Origin of the sequence: Fictibacillus phosphorivorans (assembly GCF_023715845.1) — a bacterium.
GTDB classification, from domain to species: Bacteria; Bacillota; Bacilli; order Bacillales; family Fictibacillaceae; genus Fictibacillus; species Fictibacillus phosphorivorans_D.
Genome location: NZ_JAMBOR010000004.1, coordinates 86855 through 104913 on the forward strand (window position 1 = coordinate 86855; position 18059 = coordinate 104913).

The 18059-nt window shown below is 40.1% G+C and carries 18 protein-coding genes; 4 read left to right on the forward strand and 14 right to left on the reverse strand.

Translation table 11 applies throughout. The annotated features are described in order from the left end of the window. Window positions 1-2 precede the first annotated feature (2 nt). From pfkA to dnaE, 6 genes are all read right to left on the reverse strand, one after another. Window positions 3-962 carry a 6-phosphofructokinase gene (pfkA, locus tag M3206_RS04985; protein ID WP_251311390.1) on the reverse strand — a complete coding sequence of 320 codons (960 nt, stop codon included), beginning with the start codon at window positions 960-962 and terminating at the stop codon, window positions 3-5. Between the two features lie 118 nt (window positions 963-1080). After that, window positions 1081-2058, reverse strand: coding sequence for an acetyl-CoA carboxylase carboxyl transferase subunit alpha (gene accA / locus M3206_RS04990; protein WP_251311391.1), 978 nt, complete (start codon window positions 2056-2058; stop codon window positions 1081-1083). 2 nt (window positions 2059-2060) lie between these two features. Further along, the gene (gene accD, locus M3206_RS04995; protein WP_251311392.1) at window positions 2061-2915 is read right to left on the reverse strand and encodes an acetyl-CoA carboxylase, carboxyltransferase subunit beta; all 855 of its coding nucleotides are present in this window, start codon (window positions 2913-2915) and stop codon (window positions 2061-2063) included. 16 nt (window positions 2916-2931) lie between these two features. Beyond that, window positions 2932-3579, reverse strand: a complete 648-nt coding sequence (locus M3206_RS05000) for a FadR/GntR family transcriptional regulator (protein ID WP_251311393.1) — start codon at window positions 3577-3579, stop codon at window positions 2932-2934. Window positions 3580-3602: 23 nt separating this feature from the next. Beyond that, the gene (locus tag M3206_RS05005) at window positions 3603-4841 is read right to left on the reverse strand and encodes an NAD(P)-dependent malic enzyme (RefSeq protein WP_251311394.1); all 1239 of its coding nucleotides are present in this window, start codon (window positions 4839-4841) and stop codon (window positions 3603-3605) included. A 115-nt stretch (window positions 4842-4956) separates the two neighbouring features. Next, on the reverse strand, window positions 4957-8340 hold the full coding sequence (gene dnaE, locus M3206_RS05010; protein WP_251311395.1) for a DNA polymerase III subunit alpha: 3384 nt from the start codon (window positions 8338-8340) through the stop codon (window positions 4957-4959). Between the two features lie 161 nt (window positions 8341-8501). On the opposite strand from dnaE, the gene M3206_RS05015 reads away from it, so the two are divergent. From M3206_RS05015 to M3206_RS05025, 3 genes are all read left to right on the forward strand, one after another. Further along, entirely contained in the window at window positions 8502-8834 is a 333-nt protein-coding gene (locus M3206_RS05015; RefSeq protein WP_251311396.1) for a YtrH family sporulation protein, read from the forward strand. Next, a complete protein-coding gene (gene ytrI, locus M3206_RS05020) occupies window positions 8834-9343 on the forward strand; it encodes a sporulation membrane protein YtrI (RefSeq protein ID WP_251311397.1) in 510 nt (169 codons plus the stop codon). The genes M3206_RS05015 and ytrI overlap by 1 nt, the downstream gene beginning before the upstream one ends. Before the next feature lie 119 nt (window positions 9344-9462). Next, the gene (locus tag M3206_RS05025) at window positions 9463-9645 is read left to right on the forward strand and encodes a hypothetical protein (RefSeq protein ID WP_251311398.1); all 183 of its coding nucleotides are present in this window, start codon (window positions 9463-9465) and stop codon (window positions 9643-9645) included. A gap of 36 nt (window positions 9646-9681) precedes the next feature. Here M3206_RS05025 and M3206_RS05030 read toward each other — a convergent pair whose 3' ends face one another. Further along, window positions 9682-10629 (reverse strand): DHH family phosphoesterase, encoded by a 948-nt coding sequence (locus tag M3206_RS05030; protein ID WP_251311399.1) that lies wholly within the window; start codon window positions 10627-10629, stop codon window positions 9682-9684. An 85-nt stretch (window positions 10630-10714) separates the two neighbouring features. On the opposite strand from M3206_RS05030, the gene M3206_RS05035 reads away from it, so the two are divergent. Next, entirely contained in the window at window positions 10715-11014 is a 300-nt protein-coding gene (locus M3206_RS05035; protein WP_251311400.1) for a YtpI family protein, read from the forward strand. 373 nt (window positions 11015-11387) lie between these two features. Here the strand turns inward: M3206_RS05035 and M3206_RS05040 are convergent, their stop codons facing one another. The 7 genes from M3206_RS05040 to M3206_RS05070 all read right to left on the reverse strand — a co-directional run bounded on the left by M3206_RS05040 (window position 11388) and on the right by M3206_RS05070 (window position 18033). Next, on the reverse strand, window positions 11388-12704 hold the full coding sequence (locus M3206_RS05040; protein WP_251311511.1) for a DRTGG domain-containing protein: 1317 nt from the start codon (window positions 12702-12704) through the stop codon (window positions 11388-11390). An 82-nt stretch (window positions 12705-12786) separates the two neighbouring features. Continuing rightward, window positions 12787-13014 carry a hypothetical protein gene (locus M3206_RS05045; protein ID WP_251311401.1) on the reverse strand — a complete coding sequence of 76 codons (228 nt, stop codon included), beginning with the start codon at window positions 13012-13014 and terminating at the stop codon, window positions 12787-12789. 54 nt (window positions 13015-13068) lie between these two features. Next, window positions 13069-13749 carry a metal-dependent hydrolase gene (locus M3206_RS05050; protein WP_251311512.1) on the reverse strand — a complete coding sequence of 227 codons (681 nt, stop codon included), beginning with the start codon at window positions 13747-13749 and terminating at the stop codon, window positions 13069-13071. 139 nt (window positions 13750-13888) lie between these two features. Then, a complete protein-coding gene (ald, locus tag M3206_RS05055; RefSeq protein ID WP_251311402.1) occupies window positions 13889-15013 on the reverse strand; it encodes an alanine dehydrogenase in 1125 nt (374 codons plus the stop codon). 207 nt (window positions 15014-15220) lie between these two features. Then, complete coding sequence (locus tag M3206_RS05060) at window positions 15221-15382, reverse strand: hypothetical protein (protein ID WP_251311403.1); 162 nt, start codon at window positions 15380-15382, stop codon at window positions 15221-15223. Between the two features lie 66 nt (window positions 15383-15448). Beyond that, complete coding sequence (gene argH, locus M3206_RS05065; RefSeq protein ID WP_251311404.1) at window positions 15449-16834, reverse strand: argininosuccinate lyase; 1386 nt, start codon at window positions 16832-16834, stop codon at window positions 15449-15451. Next, window positions 16831-18033: an argininosuccinate synthase gene (locus M3206_RS05070; protein ID WP_251311405.1), complete on the reverse strand. Its 1203-nt coding sequence runs from the start codon at window positions 18031-18033 to the stop codon at window positions 16831-16833. The genes argH and M3206_RS05070 overlap by 4 nt, the downstream gene beginning before the upstream one ends. Window positions 18034-18059 lie beyond the last annotated feature (26 nt).

The following is an 18059-nucleotide window of genomic DNA, read 5'->3' on the forward strand; positions in this document are numbered from 1 at the left end:
GGTTATATGGATAGTTCTTGAGATAACCTGTACATGTCTTTGTCGATTAAATGTTTTCTGGATAAAACCTCTGTAATGTCATAATCTACAAGTTTGTTATTTTCAATACCTACGGTTCGTCCTGCTTTTCCTTGCAGCAATAGCTCTACAGCTTGAGCTCCAAGTCGGCTGGCTAATACGCGATCGAATGCAGTAGGTGATCCACCACGCTGAATATGTCCTAAGACGGTTACTCTCGTTTCAAAACCTGTAAGGGATTCAATTTCTTTTGCCACATTGACACCACTGCCGCAGCCTTCTGCAACAATAATAATACTGTGCTTCTTGCCACGCTCGTGCCCTCTTTGCAGTTTCTGAACAACCTGGTCCATCTTATGTTCTTCTTCAGGAATAAGAATGGTCTCTGCTCCATCTGCAAGTCCTGCCCAAAGAGCAAGGTCACCTGCATCGCGTCCCATTACTTCGATAATATATGTGCGTTCATGGGATGTAGCTGTGTCACGGATCTTATCTATTGCATCAATAATTGTATTAAGGGCTGTATCGAAACCAATTGTGAAATCAGTTCCAGGAATGTCATTATCAATTGTTCCAGGAACCCCGATCGTCGGGTATCCTTGTTCGGACAGTTTCTTCGCTCCTTGGAATGAGCCGTCACCACCGATAACAACCAAACCTTCAATCCCAAATTTCTTCAACTGTTCGATTCCTTTTTGCTGCCCTTCTGGTGTTTTAAATTCCAGACAGCGAGCAGAATGAAGCATCGTTCCGCCTCTATGAATAATATCTCCAACAGAACCTAGCTCTAGTTTTTTGATATTTCCTGAAATCAGTCCTGCATAACCATTGTATATCCCATAAACTTCTAAATCATGATATATACCTTTTCGAACAACCGCGCGAATCGCAGCATTCATACCTGGAGAATCGCCGCCGCTTGTTAAAACTCCTATCCGTTTCATGAAACCTTTCACCTCTCTAGTTCTCTCGTCTTACTAAAATATCATGTTCAAATGTTGAACACAATAGACAACAATAGGCAAAAAAATGCGCCCTTCCTAAAGCGGAAGAGCACATTCCTTATTTAACAACAATGGAATCGTTTACAAACCCAAATTGTCCGATTTTTTTATATTTTTCATAACGCTGTTCGATGAGTTCATCTTCAGACATTGTAAGTAAATGATTTAATGAAGACTCTAAAACAGCGTCAATTTCTTCTGATTGGCGTTTTGGATCTTTATGAGCTCCGCCTTTTACTTCTTCGATAATTTCATCAATAATTCCTAATTCTTTTAAATCAGGAGCTGTTATTCTCATAGATTCAGCCGCTTTTTTAGCTTGTGAAGCATCTTTCCAGAGAATAGCCGCGGCACCTTCTGGTGAGATAACTGAATAAGTAGAGTTCTCTAGCATATGAACATAGTTACCTACACCAAGTGCTAAGGCGCCACCACTTCCGCCTTCCCCGATGACAATACAAATAACAGGAACCGTTAAGCCTGCCATCTCAACGAGATTGCGTGCGATCGCTTCACTCTGTCCTCTTTCTTCTGCAGCTTTACCAGGGTAAGCACCTTTCGTATCGATAAAACAAATGATCGGACGATTAAACTTTTCAGCCTGTTTCATCAATCTTAAAGCTTTTCGATACCCTTCTGGATGAGGCATCCCAAAGTTTCTGCGAAGATTTTCTTTCGTATCTTTTCCTCTTTGGTGACCAATCACAGTAACTGGAAGGTCTTTATAAAAAGCTACTCCTCCAACGATGGCTTCATCATCACCAAATAAACGGTCTCCATGAAGTTCAATAAAGTCCGTGAATAAATACTTAATATAGTCAAGGGTAGTAGGGCGTTCAGCATGTCTGGCAATTTGAACACGATCCCATGGTTTCATCTCAGAATAAGTGCTATTCTCCAACCTAGATAGCTTCTCTTCAAGATTTTGAATTTCATCTGTAAGATCGATTTCTTTCTCTTCCATAAATGACTTTAATTCTGCAATTTTCTTTTCGAGTTCGTGTATCGGTCTTTCAAATTCTAACTCTGCCGCCATGCTTAACGCCTCCCTTCTGAATGAATTTTTAGTAATGTACCTAACGTTTTCTTCATATCGCTACGGTGAATGACACCATCGAGCTGACCATGCTTTAATAAGAATTCCGCAGTTTGAAAATCATCCGGTAATTCCTGTCTGATCGTCTGTTCAATGATTCTTCTTCCTGCAAACCCAATTAAGGCTTTTGGTTCCGCAAAATTATAATCTCCTACTGATGCGAAACTTGCAGAAACACCACCAGTAGTAGGATGAGTCATTACTGAAATAAATAGAAGTCCTTTTTCGCTGAGTTTCTTCAATGCCACGCTTGTCTTGGCCATCTGCATAAGACTAAGAACGCCTTCTTGCATACGTGCGCCGCCTGAAGCAGTAAAGATGATAAACGGCTTTTCTGTCTCGATTGCTTTTTCAATAGCACGTGTAATTTTCTCACCTACTACAGAGCCCATGCTTCCCATTCTGAAACGGGAATCCATTACAGCTATCGTTACATCCAAACCATCTAGTTTTCCTTCGCCAGTAACTACAGCTTCATTGATCTTTGTTTTCTTTCGATCACCCTCAAGTTTTTCAAGATAATCAGGAAAATCCAATGGATTTTTTGAAATCATTTCTGTGTCATACTCAGTAAAAGTACCTTCATCTATCAGACTCGCTATTCTTTCCTGCGAAGACATCGAATAATGGTACTGACATCCTTGGCATACAAGCAGGTTCTTCTTTAATTCTTTCGTGACCATAATATGCTTGCATTCCGGACATTTACTCATAATCCCTTCTGGTACATCTTGTTTGACTTTACCTGTTGGGATTGTGGCATATTTTTTCTTTTTTACGAACAATCCTTTAATCATGAATGAATAACACCACCTATTCGATTGCGTTTAGGGCATCGTTTTGTTTTGATAACAGATCCGTCAACTTCATGGCATCCTTATTGGTAAGAAGAGCAAGAACTTCTTTACAGAATTTTGGAGGCCAAAATGAATCTGTTTCCTGTAAGGATGACCCATAACCTGTGAGTTCTACATATAAACGATAGAGAAGATGATTGCCGCATGACAAAATGACAGTCTTTTCGAATGCTTTACAAAGGTTTTTGATCTCTTGAGAGTCATCTTCCATCTTCTGAGTTAATTCCTCGAGATTCCTTAACTCTATAGATGTTATCCTCTTTGTCGCAAGTTCCATACAGTCTTTGATGACTATATCTCGTGTTTCTTGCAAATCGCGTCTGGCCTTTTTATCGTTAAGAATAAAGGAGGCTAGTACTTCTACTAGTCTATGCCCACTTGCCTCACAGATAAACGTACCTTCGCCTCTTCTCGTTTCAATTAATCCAAGCAGTTCAAGAGCTCTGAGTGCTTCACGGACAGAAGACCTTCCAGCGTTTAAGCGATCACTGAGCTCTCTTTCTGATGGAAGCTTATCACCCGCTTGTAGGCGGTCTTCCACAATAATAGCCTGAATTTTCTTCAGGATTTCGATATATACTTTTTCGGTAGGTTGGACAGACATTCCTCTCTCCTTTACCAGTTTCATCAATCTTTTCCGATAATAGCAAGCCTCTTTGTTTTTTCTGCAATGTCTGCTGGGTTTACACGAATTCTTGCTACACCTGTTTCCATAGCTGCAGTCGCAACAGCCGCAGCAACAGCAGGAGCTACTCTTGGATCGAATGGAGCCGGAATAACATAATCTGCACTCAATTCCATAGGGTTAACAAGATCAGCTATAGCATGAACGGCAGCGATTTTCATCTCTTCGTTGATGTGAGTTGCTCGCACGTCCAACGCTCCACGGAAAATACCCGGGAAAGCAAGAACATTGTTCACTTGGTTAGGGAAATCCGAGCGGCCTGTACCAATAACCGTTGCCCCTGCTTCACGCGCTACATCAGGCATGATCTCAGGATTAGGGTTAGCCATTGCAAAAATGATTGGTTCCGGATTCATAGACTCAACCATAGATTTAGTAAGAGCACCTTCAACAGATACACCTACAAAAACATCCGTACCGCTGATCACATCAGCAAGGGTACCTTCTTGTTTTGCGCGATTTGTAAAGGATGCAACTTCTGTTTTAACAGAGTTCATACCAAATGGACGACCTTCATAGATTGCACCTTTTGTATCACACATGATTATATCTTTGACACCAAAGCGGTCCAATAATTTAATAATGGCAATCCCAGCTGCACCTGCGCCGTTTACGACTACTTTGATTTTAGACATTTCACGGCCAGTTAACTTCAGTGCGTTAACTAGTCCTGCTAAAGTAACAATAGCTGTACCGTGCTGGTCATCATGAAAGATTGGGATATTTGTTTCTTTTTTCAGTCGTTCTTCTACAACGAAACAATTTGGGGCTGCGATATCTTCCAGATTCACACCACCAAATGTAGGTTCAAGCAACTTAACGGTTTCAACGATCTTATCAACGTCAGTTGTGCTTAAACAGATTGGAAAAGCATCAACGCCTGCGAAACTTTTAAACAATACGGCTTTTCCTTCCATAACAGGCAGCGCTGCTTCAGGGCCGATATTACCCAGTCCTAATACTGCAGTTCCGTCTGAAACTACAGCTACAGTATTCCCTTTCATCGTATAGTCATAGACTTTGGATTTATCGTCATAAATATCCTTACAAGGTTCTGCAACACCAGGGGAGTAAGCAAGGCTTAAATCCTTTGCATTTCGGACTTGAACCTTTGATTTTGATTCCAGTTTTCCCTGATGTGTTCTGTGCATGTGTAGTGCTTCTTCTCGTAAAGTTGACATCGTTTCATCTCCTAATGTTTTTATATTTGAAGGTTGATGAGTCAAATTAGGAGGTGGTCAGACCACTATTATTGACTCATCCATTATAACAAAAGTTAACAAGCTGTAAAGTTTTTTAATTTCTTTTAAATACTACGTTCCCTTCACCAGCAACGGATTGGAGCTCCATGAGCATATCCTCTGTTGCATGAACCTTTTGTGAAATCTGGACTTTTTGTTTTGTTTCTTCATAGATCAAAACCACGGGGATGCTCCCGTTCGACTGATCCAGGATGTGCTTGATCGCGTTCAGATATTCAGGTGAGTGGTGCTGTTTATCGATTTTGATAAACACAGCCGCTTTCTCTTTAAATTTCAGTTCATGCAGCTGCTTGCATTTATTGATCAATACTTGCAGGGCATCGTTCCGCTGTTCGACACTTCCTTCCAAAAACAGCTGCTCACCTTTTTGCAAAAGCCCATGGTAAGACTCATACACCTTAGGAAAAACGACCGCCTCTATCTCTCCGCTTTCGTCACTTAATGAAAGAAAGGCCATTAATTCTCCTTTTTTCGTTTTTATGACACGGACTTTATCAATCAAAACACCTAGCCGTACAGATGAATTTTTCTCCTTAATCCCCGCAATATCAGTTGCTTCCCAGCTATTCAGTACTTTACGATACCGTTCTAAAGGGTGTGAAGAGAAGAAAAAACCTAATGATTCTTTCTCGAATTTCAACTTTTCACTATCTTGAAAAGGCTGTACTTGAACATAAGAAGGTTTAGGCAGGTTGATATCATCATCAAACAGGTACATCTGATTTTTTCTTGAGATTTCTTGAAACTCTTCTCCATATTCAATGGCCGTCTCCAATGAAGCAAGCAATACAGCTCTGTCTTCACCTAAATCATCCATCGCTCCAGCAAAAATTAAAGACTCTAACGTTCTTTTATTTACTATCTTCTGAGGACATCGTGCACATAGATCAAAAAGATCCCGAAATGGCTCTTTTTTATTTTCTTGCATTAAGGTTTGAATGGCATTTATTCCTACATTTTTAATAGCTAAAAGACCAAACCGGATCCCTTCACCTTCTGGTATGAAGGTTGCGGTACTCTTTTTAATAGAAGGAGGAAGAATCCTAACTCCCTTTTGCCTGGATTCCTTAATATACTGATTTACTTTATCATGATTGCCAATAACGCTTGAAAGTAATGCTGACATAAACTGAATCGGGTAATTAGCCTTTAAGTAGGCGAGTTGATAAGCGATCACACTGTAAGCAACAGCATGGCTCCTTGGAAACCCGTAATCAGCAAATCGTACGATTAAATCGTATAATGCATCTGCAGACTTCTCATCATATCCCTGTTTTAAACAACCCGCAACAAAATGTTCGCGTTCTTTTATCAATATTTCACGCTTTTTCTTCCCTACAGCTCTTCTTAGCAGATCTGCTTCCCCTAAGGTAAAGCCAGCTGCTTTTGTAGCGATCTGCATGATCTGTTCCTGATAAACGATAACTCCATACGTGTTCTTTAAAATCGACTCAAGATCAGGATGCATATACTCAACGGTTTTCAAACCATTTTTCCCAGCGATATACTCTGGGATATTCTGCATAGGTCCTGGCCGATACAGAGCATTTACAGCAACGATATCTTCAAATTCTGTCGGCTTCAACTGCTGCAGAACTTTTCGCATACCATCAGATTCTAATTGAAAAACCCCTGTCGTGTCACCTTGAGAAAGAAGATCAAACGTTTTTCGATCATTAAATGGTATTTCGTTCAGATCGATCTTAACTCGTTCATACTTTTCTATAGAAAGTATAATATTTTCAATCAAAGATAGGTTTCGCAAGCCGAGAAAATCCATTTTCAACAGTCCGGCAGCTTCCAGCCATTCCATACTGTATTGTGTCAGCGGAATCCCATCATGTCCTGTTTGCAACGGAACCGTTTGTACGAGAGGATTTCGAGAAAGCACTACTCCTGCTGCATGTGTAGAAGCATGCCTCGGCAGACCTTCAAGCTTCATCGCGACTTCAATGAGTTTTTTCACACTATCATCGGATTGGTATATCTGTTGTAAACCATGTGATTCTTTTAATGCATCTTTTAAAGAGATACCGGGTCTTGATGGAATATTTTTCGCCGTTTGATCGATGATACCTGGAGGCAAGTCCATCACTCTTCCTGCATCTCTCACAGCAGCTCGTGCCGCAAGAGTACCAAACGTAATAATCTGAGCAACATAATCTGTACCATACTTTTCGGCTACATACCTTAACACTTCATCGCGGCGATTATCCGGAAAATCGATGTCAATATCGGGCATCGTAATCCGTTCAGGATTTAGGAACCGTTCGAAAATTAAGTTGTGCTGCATGGGATCAACATTAGTAATCTCCAACACATAGGCAACTAAGGATCCCGCCGCTGAACCTCTTCCTGGTCCTGTTATCATCTTTACATCATGAGCGTATTTCATAAAATCCCATACGATCAGGAAATAATCTTCAAAATTCATGTTCTTAATGATGGTAAGTTCATAATGAAGACGTTTTTTGATTTCAGAAGTCACCGGATCAAATCTATTTTCTGCACCTTTTAAGCAGAGCTCTGTTAAATATTCAAAACTATCCCTGCCACCCGGAACAGGGTATTTCGGAAGTGCAATCTCTCCTAACGTGAGTCCAACATTGCACATGTCTGCAAGTCGTTGAGTTTCTTCTATCAATTCAATAGAATGAGAGAATAATTTTTTTATTTCATGTGGAGATTTAAAATAATAGTCTCCCGTTGGCAGTTTATACCTTTCAGGATTATTTATCTTCTCCCCATTTTTAATGCAAACCAAGACATCATGAGCCTGTGCGTCTTCTGCATGTAAATAATAGGTTTCATGTGAACAAAGGAGTGGAAGGTTATATTCCCTTGCAAGGGATTGAAGCTGAAGATTTAGAGTTTTCTCATAGCCTGTCCCATGATCCTCCAGTCCAAGGTAGAACCGTTCAGGAAATGTTTCTTGATAAAAACGGATGCACTTTTCCGTCAGATCTGCTTTATCTTTTTCTGATGAGAGATGCTGCTGAACCTCACCCTCCATTCCTGATGACAATGCAATTAATCCTTGCGAATGAGCAGCAAGTTCTTTATGAGAAATGGGTGTAACCTCACCATCTTGCTTGGTTTGCAACAGTGTTGAAAGTTTCAACAAGTTTTGATAACCATTCTTGTTTTGTGCATATAAAAGGATTTTACCCGATTGTCTTGTTTGGGCATGAGTCTCTGAATCAAGTTCTCCAATTTCCGCTTCTAATCCTAAAATGGGCTTTATACCGGCTTTCTTGCATGCCGTATAAAACTTTAATGCTCCGTACATATTGCCTTTATCGGTTAATGCCAAAGCAGAAAAACCTGATTCAGCTGCCTGCCTTACAAGTGCATCGATCCGGCAAGAGCTTTCGAGTAAAGAATACTCGCTATGTATATGCAGAGGAACAAATCCCATATCTTCACTTCCTTTTTTGCACCTATTTCCAACTCCTTATAGTATAGAGGACAAAATGTTTTAATGAAACACGCTTTCTAAGGTCTGGCAAACTCTTTATCTGTAAAACGAGCATACTCTTCTTTTATTGTCCATACATTGGTTAAGAGAGGAGGGTTCTCATGGTACGCGATTTTTTTGCAAATATAATACTTGATTTTGCGATTGCATTTGGTGTGCTTCTTGGAGGAGCGCTGATTGGCGGACTTGCAGCTTTTCTTGTTGGAAAAGCCCCTATTCTCGAAATGATAGAACTGGCTAAAAAACTTAAGATCTGGGCGATTGTCGCAGCAATCGGTGGTACCTTTGATACCATATCAAACTTTGAAAGAAGTTTTGAGAATGGAGCAACTTTTGAGATTTTCAAACAGCTCACCTATATATTTGTTGCAATCGCTGGTGCCAATACGGCCATTATATTAATACAGTGGTTGAGCCAGGAGCAAATCGACTAATGAGAATTCCACCGCTTTATCAACGAAAAGGCTATCAGCGCTTTTTTGCAGGTGTGGCAATCGGATTTATCATCGGATGGGCATTTTTCCTTTTTCAAGGCGGTTTAGCTCACGAAAAATTGATTCATAAGATCGCAAAACTTCAGGCAGAAATAATAGATTATAAGAAAAAAAATGAAATTCTGACTTCCGATGATGAAAAGGCAAACGAGGAATTAGCAAAAAAATTCAAATTGCATGAGATAAATGTGCGTTTTTCTAATACGTCATCCGATAAATTATCTAACCTTACAAAGCTGCATTTAACAAAGGCCGTAGAGGATGACCTGGAGCATCTGATAGGTGAGGACACGGAGACAATTGCAAAAAGTCATGCATTGCTCGTGCAAGCTATAGAAAATAAAATTTTTGAACTTGATGATGAACAAAAATATGAAGTGCAGATCGATCACTTATATCTTTACACCGGTATACTCAGAATTTATATTTCTGCGCATAATGTTGAATGATTATGCATAAATTCGGGAATATATATTACGTTTTTATGAATCTTTGGGCAATAGAATAGCACTCACCCCACTTTTTGTATAGAATAATAATAAAAGAGTGAATAATGGGGGGAAACTACATGATTATTAATCGAAAAGAACTTGCGCGTGAAAAAGTTAAAGAACTACAGAATGGTTTCTCTGCTTTCGCAGAAACGAAAGAAGTAGCAGAATTAATCAAACGAGAAATTGCTAAGTTAAACTTGAAAGTTCATGAAGATGTAACTGATCTTGGCTCTTGGTTTATCCCAGAAAAAAATTAACGAAAAACGTGTAAAAGGCCCCCGATGAGGCCTTTTTTATTTGTTCTTATATTCCATGCAAGCCTTTCTTAATTCTGAAAGAACGGCCTGAGTCTCTTCCTTTGTATAAACAGTAGCCCCTGATGCCCTTGGATGCCCGCCTCCATTAAACTTTGCTGCAACCTTATTCACAACAGGTCCTTTTGAACGGAGTCTGACTCTGATTTGATCAGGCTCATCTACAAAGAAAACCCATGCTAACAGACCCTCCACATGTGAGAATGAATTAACCAGTAAGGAAGCCTCACTCGCACTCGATTTATACTTTTGTAAAGTCTCTTCTGTGAGATGAATATAACCGACACATTCATCTACAATCGAAAAATGCTGTAGAACATATCCATTTAACCTTACTAATTTTTCTGAGATTTTATAGAGATTTTCGTGAATCTCAGAAGGAGAAAATCCTGTTTCAATCAGTAATGCTGTATGTCTGTGGGTCTTTTCTGTAGTATTTGAAAACAAGAAGCGTCCTGTATCACCAATAATGCCCGCATACAGAAGTCTAGCTGCATGATTATCCAGCTTCAGTCCTTTTTCTGCTCCAAAAAGGTAAAAATCCATAATCATCTCACTTGTAGAGCTAGCACTTGTATCTACCCATACCAAGTCGCCATAAGGATCTTCATTTGGATGATGATCGATTTTTATAACCATATCACCTAAAGTGTACCTCTTATCACTCACTCTTGGAGAATTCGCCGTATCACATACGATTACTAACGATCCGCGATACAGATCGTCCTCGATGGTATCCATTTTATTTAAGAAGATTAAACTCTCTTCCTCTTCCCCTACTGCGTATACTTCTTTCTCAGGGAAGCTAGCCTTAATAATAGATGCGAGTCCTCCTTGAGAACCAAGAGCATCAGGGTCTGGCCTTACATGTCTGTGAATAATAATTCGTTCATATTGTTTAATTTTGTTTAGAATTTCCTCTTTCATAATGAACTCCTTTTACACCTAGTTGTGGCAATTCTTGTTTTAAACGTTTACAATATAGTGGAGTAAATACTTGGGGGAATTTTTAATGCCAATTTTTATTATTCTTATTATACTTTCTTTTGCTCTTTATGTGTTTTATAAAGTTCGGGAAGTGCGTGCAAAAGAGCCTTTTTATAAACGTTGGACAGGAACAAAAGCAAAGATGGCGCTCGGAGCTTTTATAGCTTCCTTTGGTTTAAACGAATTAACTGCTGTAGAAGGCCGTGTTCAGCTATGGGTGGCTCTGATCTTCCTAGTATACGGGATTGTGCTTCTCCTAATGAACTGGAAAATGTACAAGCATTTTTTTACACTTGCTCGTCAAGAAGCTAAAGAAACGAACTAATATAATAGAAGTAAAAGTCCCTCCAACAGGGACTTTTTTCTTTAGCTTTGTTGATCATGATCGTGGGTGGTTGATTTCCGTTTCAGGTACTCGCTTTCCGGGGGGCGTGCGGTGAGCCACCTGTCACACTGATCCCCCAGGAGTCTCGCATCTTACACTCCAATCAACCAGTCAGTGATGTCTTTTGACGTTCATCTAAACAAGCACTTGTTGGTACTGGGAGTTTTTAATGCATCATTGTAGAGAAAGGACGAGACTCCTGCAGGATGAGTGGGACAGGAGAGACCATTCATTGGCGCGTAGCGATGAATGGGCTCTCCGCACACCCTGCGGAAAGCGAGCCCTGTAACGGAAACTAACATCTTTCAAAACATTAAGAACGGTGGTCGATCAATTGGGCCATCATCATTGCTTTTCCTACGATCTTTCCATCATGATAAATCTCTACGTCCACTTTTCCAAATTTTCTGCTCACTTCCAACACTCTCGGAACAATTTGTATTTCACTGTCTATCTGAACAGGCTTAATGTAATAAAAGGTTACATTCTCAACGACTACATCGCCTTTTTTGATCTTTCTTAAAGCCTTGCGAGCAGTCTCTGTAACAAGGGTCATTTGTACTCCGTATGACACGGTTCCTAAGTGATTTGTCATCTGCGGAGTGATTTTACATGTGAAATAAACCTCGTTCTCGTCTTTATGTTCTTTTAACTCTGTTGTAATTAAATCATCAAACGTCGCACCCACTTGAGGCTGCTTCTGCATCATCTGCATCGCTTTTAATACATCTTGCCGGGTTAGTATACCAATCAGTTTATGTGAAGAACCTGTTACCGGAAGTAACTCAATGCCTTCCCAGATCATCATGTGCGCGCAAGCTGCGACAGATGTTTTCCCTGTTACGGTCAAGGGGTTTCGGGTCATTACTTTTTCAATACTCGTATTCTCAGAAACACCTATAATGTCTTTTGAAGTGACTACACCCGTTACTCGATTCGATTGATCGACTACAGGATAACGACTATGCATGGTTTCACGGTTCAATTCATGCCAGCGCTCAACTTTATCTGACTGAGAAAGATAATGTGTTTTATCGATTGGTATTAATATATCTGAAGCGAGTACGATATCTTTTTTGATTAACCGGTCATGAATCGCTTTGTTGATCATAGTTGCCACTGTAAACGTATCATAACTGGTAGAGATGACTGGCAGTTCCAATTCATCAGCAAGTCTTTTTACTTCTTCTTCCGTATCGAAGCCACCTGTTACCAAAATCGCACTGCCGGCTTTCAATCCTAACTCATGAGCTTTAAAACGGTTTCCGACAATCAACAAGCTTCCTGCATCCACATAGCGCATCATCGCTTCTAGTTTCATCGCACCGATTACAAATTTGTGCAAGGTTTTATGAAGTCCAGTTCGGCCTCCAAGTACTTGTCCTTCAACAATATTAACAACCTCAGCAAATGTTAATTTTTCAATATTGCTTTTCGCTTGTCGTTCAATACGAATCGTCCCTACACGTTCAATCGTACTGACGATTCCTTGATTTTCTGCTTCTTTAATAGCTCTATATGCGGTTCCTTCACTTACCGTTAGGTCTTTTGCAATTTGCCGAACGGAGATTTTCGACCCAACTTCAAGCTCTATAATATGCTGCAATATTTGTTCATGCTTTGTTAGCATTCTATTCACCGTTCCTTCTACCTGTATCTATCTGTTTCGTTTATTTGACTAATACAGATTATACAGGCAATGAAACAGAAACTCAACTTCCCATGTGGATCCTTTTTCGTGCCTTTTGATGCCTTTTAACTGTTCGCATCCTCCTTTTATTTTCATTAAACAGTAAACTTAACAATAGGATAACCGCAAATCCTATCCATACGATTGAAAAAAGAGTTTGCAGCGTAAGTCCTTCAAAAGATAATGCAGGTAATCCAACGTATGCCAAAACGACTAACATAAGCAACTTTGCGATTTTTTCCTGGTTCATAAAACAACCTCCCTTACTATCATTGGTATGCATAGAAAGGGAGGTTAGAATCATTTATATGGTTATGCTTTCGCCGCTTTGCATCACTTTGCCTTTAGATCCGAGCTTGGCTCCAAAAGAGCTTTTCGGATCTTGTTCGATAGGCGGGAATGTATTGTAATGAATAGGTACGGTTACAGAAGCTCCGATCCATTCGGCAGCGATTAATGCATCTTCCGGCCCCATCGTAAAGTTATCTCCAATAGGCAAGAAAGCTGCATCCGGTTTTTCCAGTTCACCGATCATTTTCATATCTGAAAAGAGGGCTGTGTCTCCTGCATGATAAAGTTTTTTATTTTCGTATGAGAATAAAATTCCAGCAGGCATGCCTGTATAGACGATTGTACCGTCCTCTTCTTCATAGCTAGATCCATGAAAAGCTTGTGTGAATTTAACTTTCCCCCAAGGAAATTCCCTGCTGCCCCCAATATGCATCGGGTGTGTTTCTACCCCTTTTGAAGCGATATAGTTTGCAAGTTCAAACGGTGCTACAACAAGGCTGTTATTCTTCTTGGCAATTTCTACAGTGTCTCCTACATGATCATTATGGCCATGTGTTAAAAGAATCACATCTGCTTTTACATCTTCAACGCTGATTTTACATTGACCATTTCCATTAATAAACGGGTCGATCCAAACGGAATGCTCACCCGCTTGAATTTCAAGTACTGAATGTCCATGATACGTCACTTTCATGATCATTACTCCCTCCTTCAACTAGTAGGATTCGTTATGACATCCTACTTTCCTCTTCATTCCCTATTATAGGACATAAAAAAAGTCCGATTCCAGCCATAAGGGATAAATGGCTGGACCGGGACTTTTATGAAAAAATCTATTGTTTTTGAGCTAAAATGGAACCTGCATCTTTATAGTCTAACTGATGTGCTTCAGCAACTGCTTTATAAGTTACGAAGCCATCAAGTGTATTAATCCCTTTTAATAGGGCTTCATTATCTAGACACGCTCTAATATATCCTTTATTAGCAATCTGGAGAGCATACGGAACGGTTACGTTTGTTAGTCCGATTGTAGAAGTACGCGGAACAGCTCCTGGCATGTTCGCCACCGCATAATGAAGCACGTCATGCTTTTCATAAGTAGGGTTATCATGTGTTGTAATTCGATCAACTGTTTCAAAAATTCCACCTTGGTCAATAGCTACATCCACAATCACTGAGCCAGGCTGCATACCTTTAATCATTTCTTCTGTCACAAGCTTTGGCGCCCTTGCTCCTGGAATAAGTACGGCACCAATGACTAGAGCTGATTCTTGAACAGCATTTGCTATGTTTAGCGGGTTAGAAATGAGCGTATTAATCTCTACTCCAAAAATATCATCAAGCTGACGAAGCCGTTCTGGATTCAAATCGATGATCGTAACGTCAGCACCAAGACCCATCGCAATTTTAGCAGCGTTCGTTCCTACAACTCCTCCACCGATAACTGTTACCTTTCCGCGTTTAACACCTGGAATTCCACTTAAAAGAATTCCGAGTCCACCTTTAGGCTTCTCTAAAAACTGCGCACCAATCTGGGCAGCCATTCTTCCAGCAACCTCACTCATCGGTGTTAAAAGGGGCAGAGTGCCATTCGGAAGCTGCACCGTTTCATATGCGATTCCAATTACTTTATTTTCGGTTAACGCTTTTGTCAATTCAGGTTCGGGAGCCAGGTGTAAATAAGTAAACAATATGAGTCCTTCCCGAAAAAAGCAGTACTCTTCTGGTAACGGTTCTTTCACTTTCATTACCATATCCATTGACCATGCTTGAGTCGGTGTATCAACAATGACTCCGCCTGCTGCTTCATATTCTTCATCTGAAAAACCAGATCCGACCCCAGCGCCTTTTTGAATAAATACTTCATGTCCAGAAGCAACCAGGTTTAGTACACCAGCAGGAGTCATCGCAACTCTGTTTTCATTATTTTTAATTTCAGTCGGCACACCAATCTTCACTGCATTCCCTCCCTGAAAGTTATTGGAAATTTTCTTCTTCTCTATAGTTACCATACCACCAAAAAATAAAAATAAAAAGGTGGATTATTTCTATATGTATGCAGCTTTTAATGTTCCCGAATGAATAGAGAAACATTCAATATTCGTAATTAATGGGAGAACTAATAGAAAAAGGGTAACTCGCTGTGAGTTACCCTTTCTTTATTCCTATCGAAGACTTTCCTCTTCGTCTAACTTTGTACGCTGCTGGCCCTGATCAACTTTATCAACTACACCACTTTGGTAAGCTTCCGTTATCTGCTGATGAACGGTCATTTCTCCTTCTTGATCATATTCCAGCTGCTGATTCGGATGTTTCTTATTTTCCATTTTACTTCCTCCTTAGATTTAGAAACCTTATTCGTAGTTTCTGTCGTCAGAAGAAAGTTATCTCGGTTAATTACTGGAAATATAAACAGCTGCTTTTGCTGCCTCGAGTTGTTGTCTTACTGCTTGGAATCCAGTTCCGCCTTCAGAATTTCTCTTTTCAACTGCTGTCTTAGGAGAAAGAGCTTCATATAAATCTTCTTCAACGACTGGAGACCATTCTTTGTATTCCTCAAGGCTAATATCTAGAAGATAGCATCCCTTTTGGATACAATGAAGAACCATCTGACCAACTAATTCATGTGCTTCTCTAAAAGGAACTCCCTTTTTCGCCAGATAATCCGCAAGTTCAGTCGCATTAGAAAAATCTTGATGAACAGCTTTGTTCATTCGTTCTTCATTAATCTTTACTTCATTCATCATGCCAGTCATGATGCTCAAGCAACCTTTAACTGTTTTAACTGCATCAAATACAGGCTCCTTGTCTTCCTGCATATCTTTATTATAGGCAAGTGGAAGACCTTTCATCAAAGTGAGCAATGAAAGCAATGAGCCATATACTCTGCCGCTTTTCCCTCGGATCAACTCGGCCATGTCCGGGTTCTTTTTTTGCGGCATCATACTGCTGCCCGTTGTAAAGCTGTCGCTGATCTCGATGAAACCGAACTCTTCAGATGACCAAAGAATGAGTTCTTCACAAAAACGGGATAAGTGCATCATGATCATGGAAGCATTGCTGCAGGATTCAATAGCAAAATCTCGGTCGCTGACTGCGTCTAAGCTGTTCAAATATTTTTTAGAGAATCCCAATTCGTTCATCGTCACATTTCGATCGATCGGAAACGTGGTTCCGGCAAGCGCTCCTGCTCCAAGCGGCATCATATCTGTTCTTTTCAAACTATCTTCGAGTCTTTCTTTATCTCGTTCTAACATCCAAAAATAAGCTAAAAGATGATGAGCAAATGAAACAGGCTGTGCGCGCTGAAGATGTGTATAACCTGGAATAATGGTTTCAACATGTTCTTCTGCCAGCGTTAATAATGCGTGTTGAAGTTCTTTAATATGATCGATAATCACCAAGGTCTCTTCTTTTACAAAAAGGTGAAAATCCGTTGCTACTTGGTCATTTCGGCTTCTTGCTGTATGGAGTTTTCCGCCATCCGGACCGATTTGATTTGTAAGAAGCTTCTCTAGATTCAAATGGATATCTTCGTACTTTACGGAATACTCCAGTCTACCTTCTTGTTCTTGCACTTGAAGATCTAAAAGGCCATTTTTTATATTCTCATAAGCACTCTCATCGATAATTTCACTTTGAAATAACATTTTTGCATGAGCGAGGCTTCCCTTGATGTCGTGACTAGCCAATTGTTGATCAAAAGAGATGGAAGCCCCAAATTCATCTACCCATTCTTCCGGTTGTTTGGAAAAACGGCCTCCCCATAATTTTTTCACACTTTCACCTCATTTTTCTGAACCATGCTGCTTACTTTTGTAGGCAGACCCCACAATGAGATAAAACCTTTTGCAGCTTCATGGTCAAACATGTCTTCAGATGTATACGTTGCAAGCTTCTCATCGTAAAGTGAGTATGGTGATTTTCTTCCTTCCACAATCGCATGGCCTTTGAAGAGCTTAACGCGTACAGTTCCCGTTACATGTTTTTGTGTTTCCGCTAAGAAAGCTTTTAATGAAGCATGTAATGGAGAGAACCAAAGACCTTCATAGATTAATTCTGTCATTTTCTTTTCCACGATCGGCTTGAAATGAGCGACTTCTTTTACGAGCGTCAAATCTTCAAGCTCTTTATGAGCTTTGATTAACGTCGTTGCTGCCGGACATTCATACACTTCACGTGATTTAATGCCAACGAGTCGATTTTCAACATGGTCAATACGTCCAACACCATGTGCACCACCTAATTCATTTAGCTGATCGATAAGCTTATCAAGTGATAAACTCTTACCATCTAATGAAACGGGAACACCTTTTTCGAATCCAATCTCAATGATTTGAGGCTTATCTGGTGTATGTTCGAGTGGTGTTGTCATCTCATATGCTTCTTCTGGAGGTGCTGCCCATGGATCTTCTAAGATTCCACACTCATTACTTCTTCCCCATAAGTTTTGGTCAATTGAAAAAGGACTTTCTTTTTTGATCGGAACAGGAATATTATGCTGTTTTGCATATTGTATCTCTTCTTCACGTGACCAGCTCCATTCACGAACTGGCGCTAACACTTCAAGTTCCGGAGCTAGAGCTGCAACTGACACTTCAAAACGAACTTGGTCGTTACCTTTTCCAGTACAACCATGTGCTACGGCTGTCGCGCCGTATTTCTTAGCTGTTTCTACTAATTTTTTCGCAATGAGAGGTCGACTTAATGCAGAAACCAAAGGATATTTCCCTTCATATAATGCATGTGATTGTAAGGCAACCAATGCATATTCTTCTGCGTATTCTTTTTGTACGTCTAGTACGATCGATTCTGAAGCACCAATGGATAATGCTTTCGATTGAACAAACGGAAGGTCTTTTCCTTCGCCAACATCCAAGCATAATGCAATAACTTCATAGCCTTTTTCTGCTAGCCATGGAATCGCCACCGATGTATCTAATCCCCCAGAGTATGCTAAAACTACTTTTTTTGCCATATGATATCTCTCCTCCTGAATACATA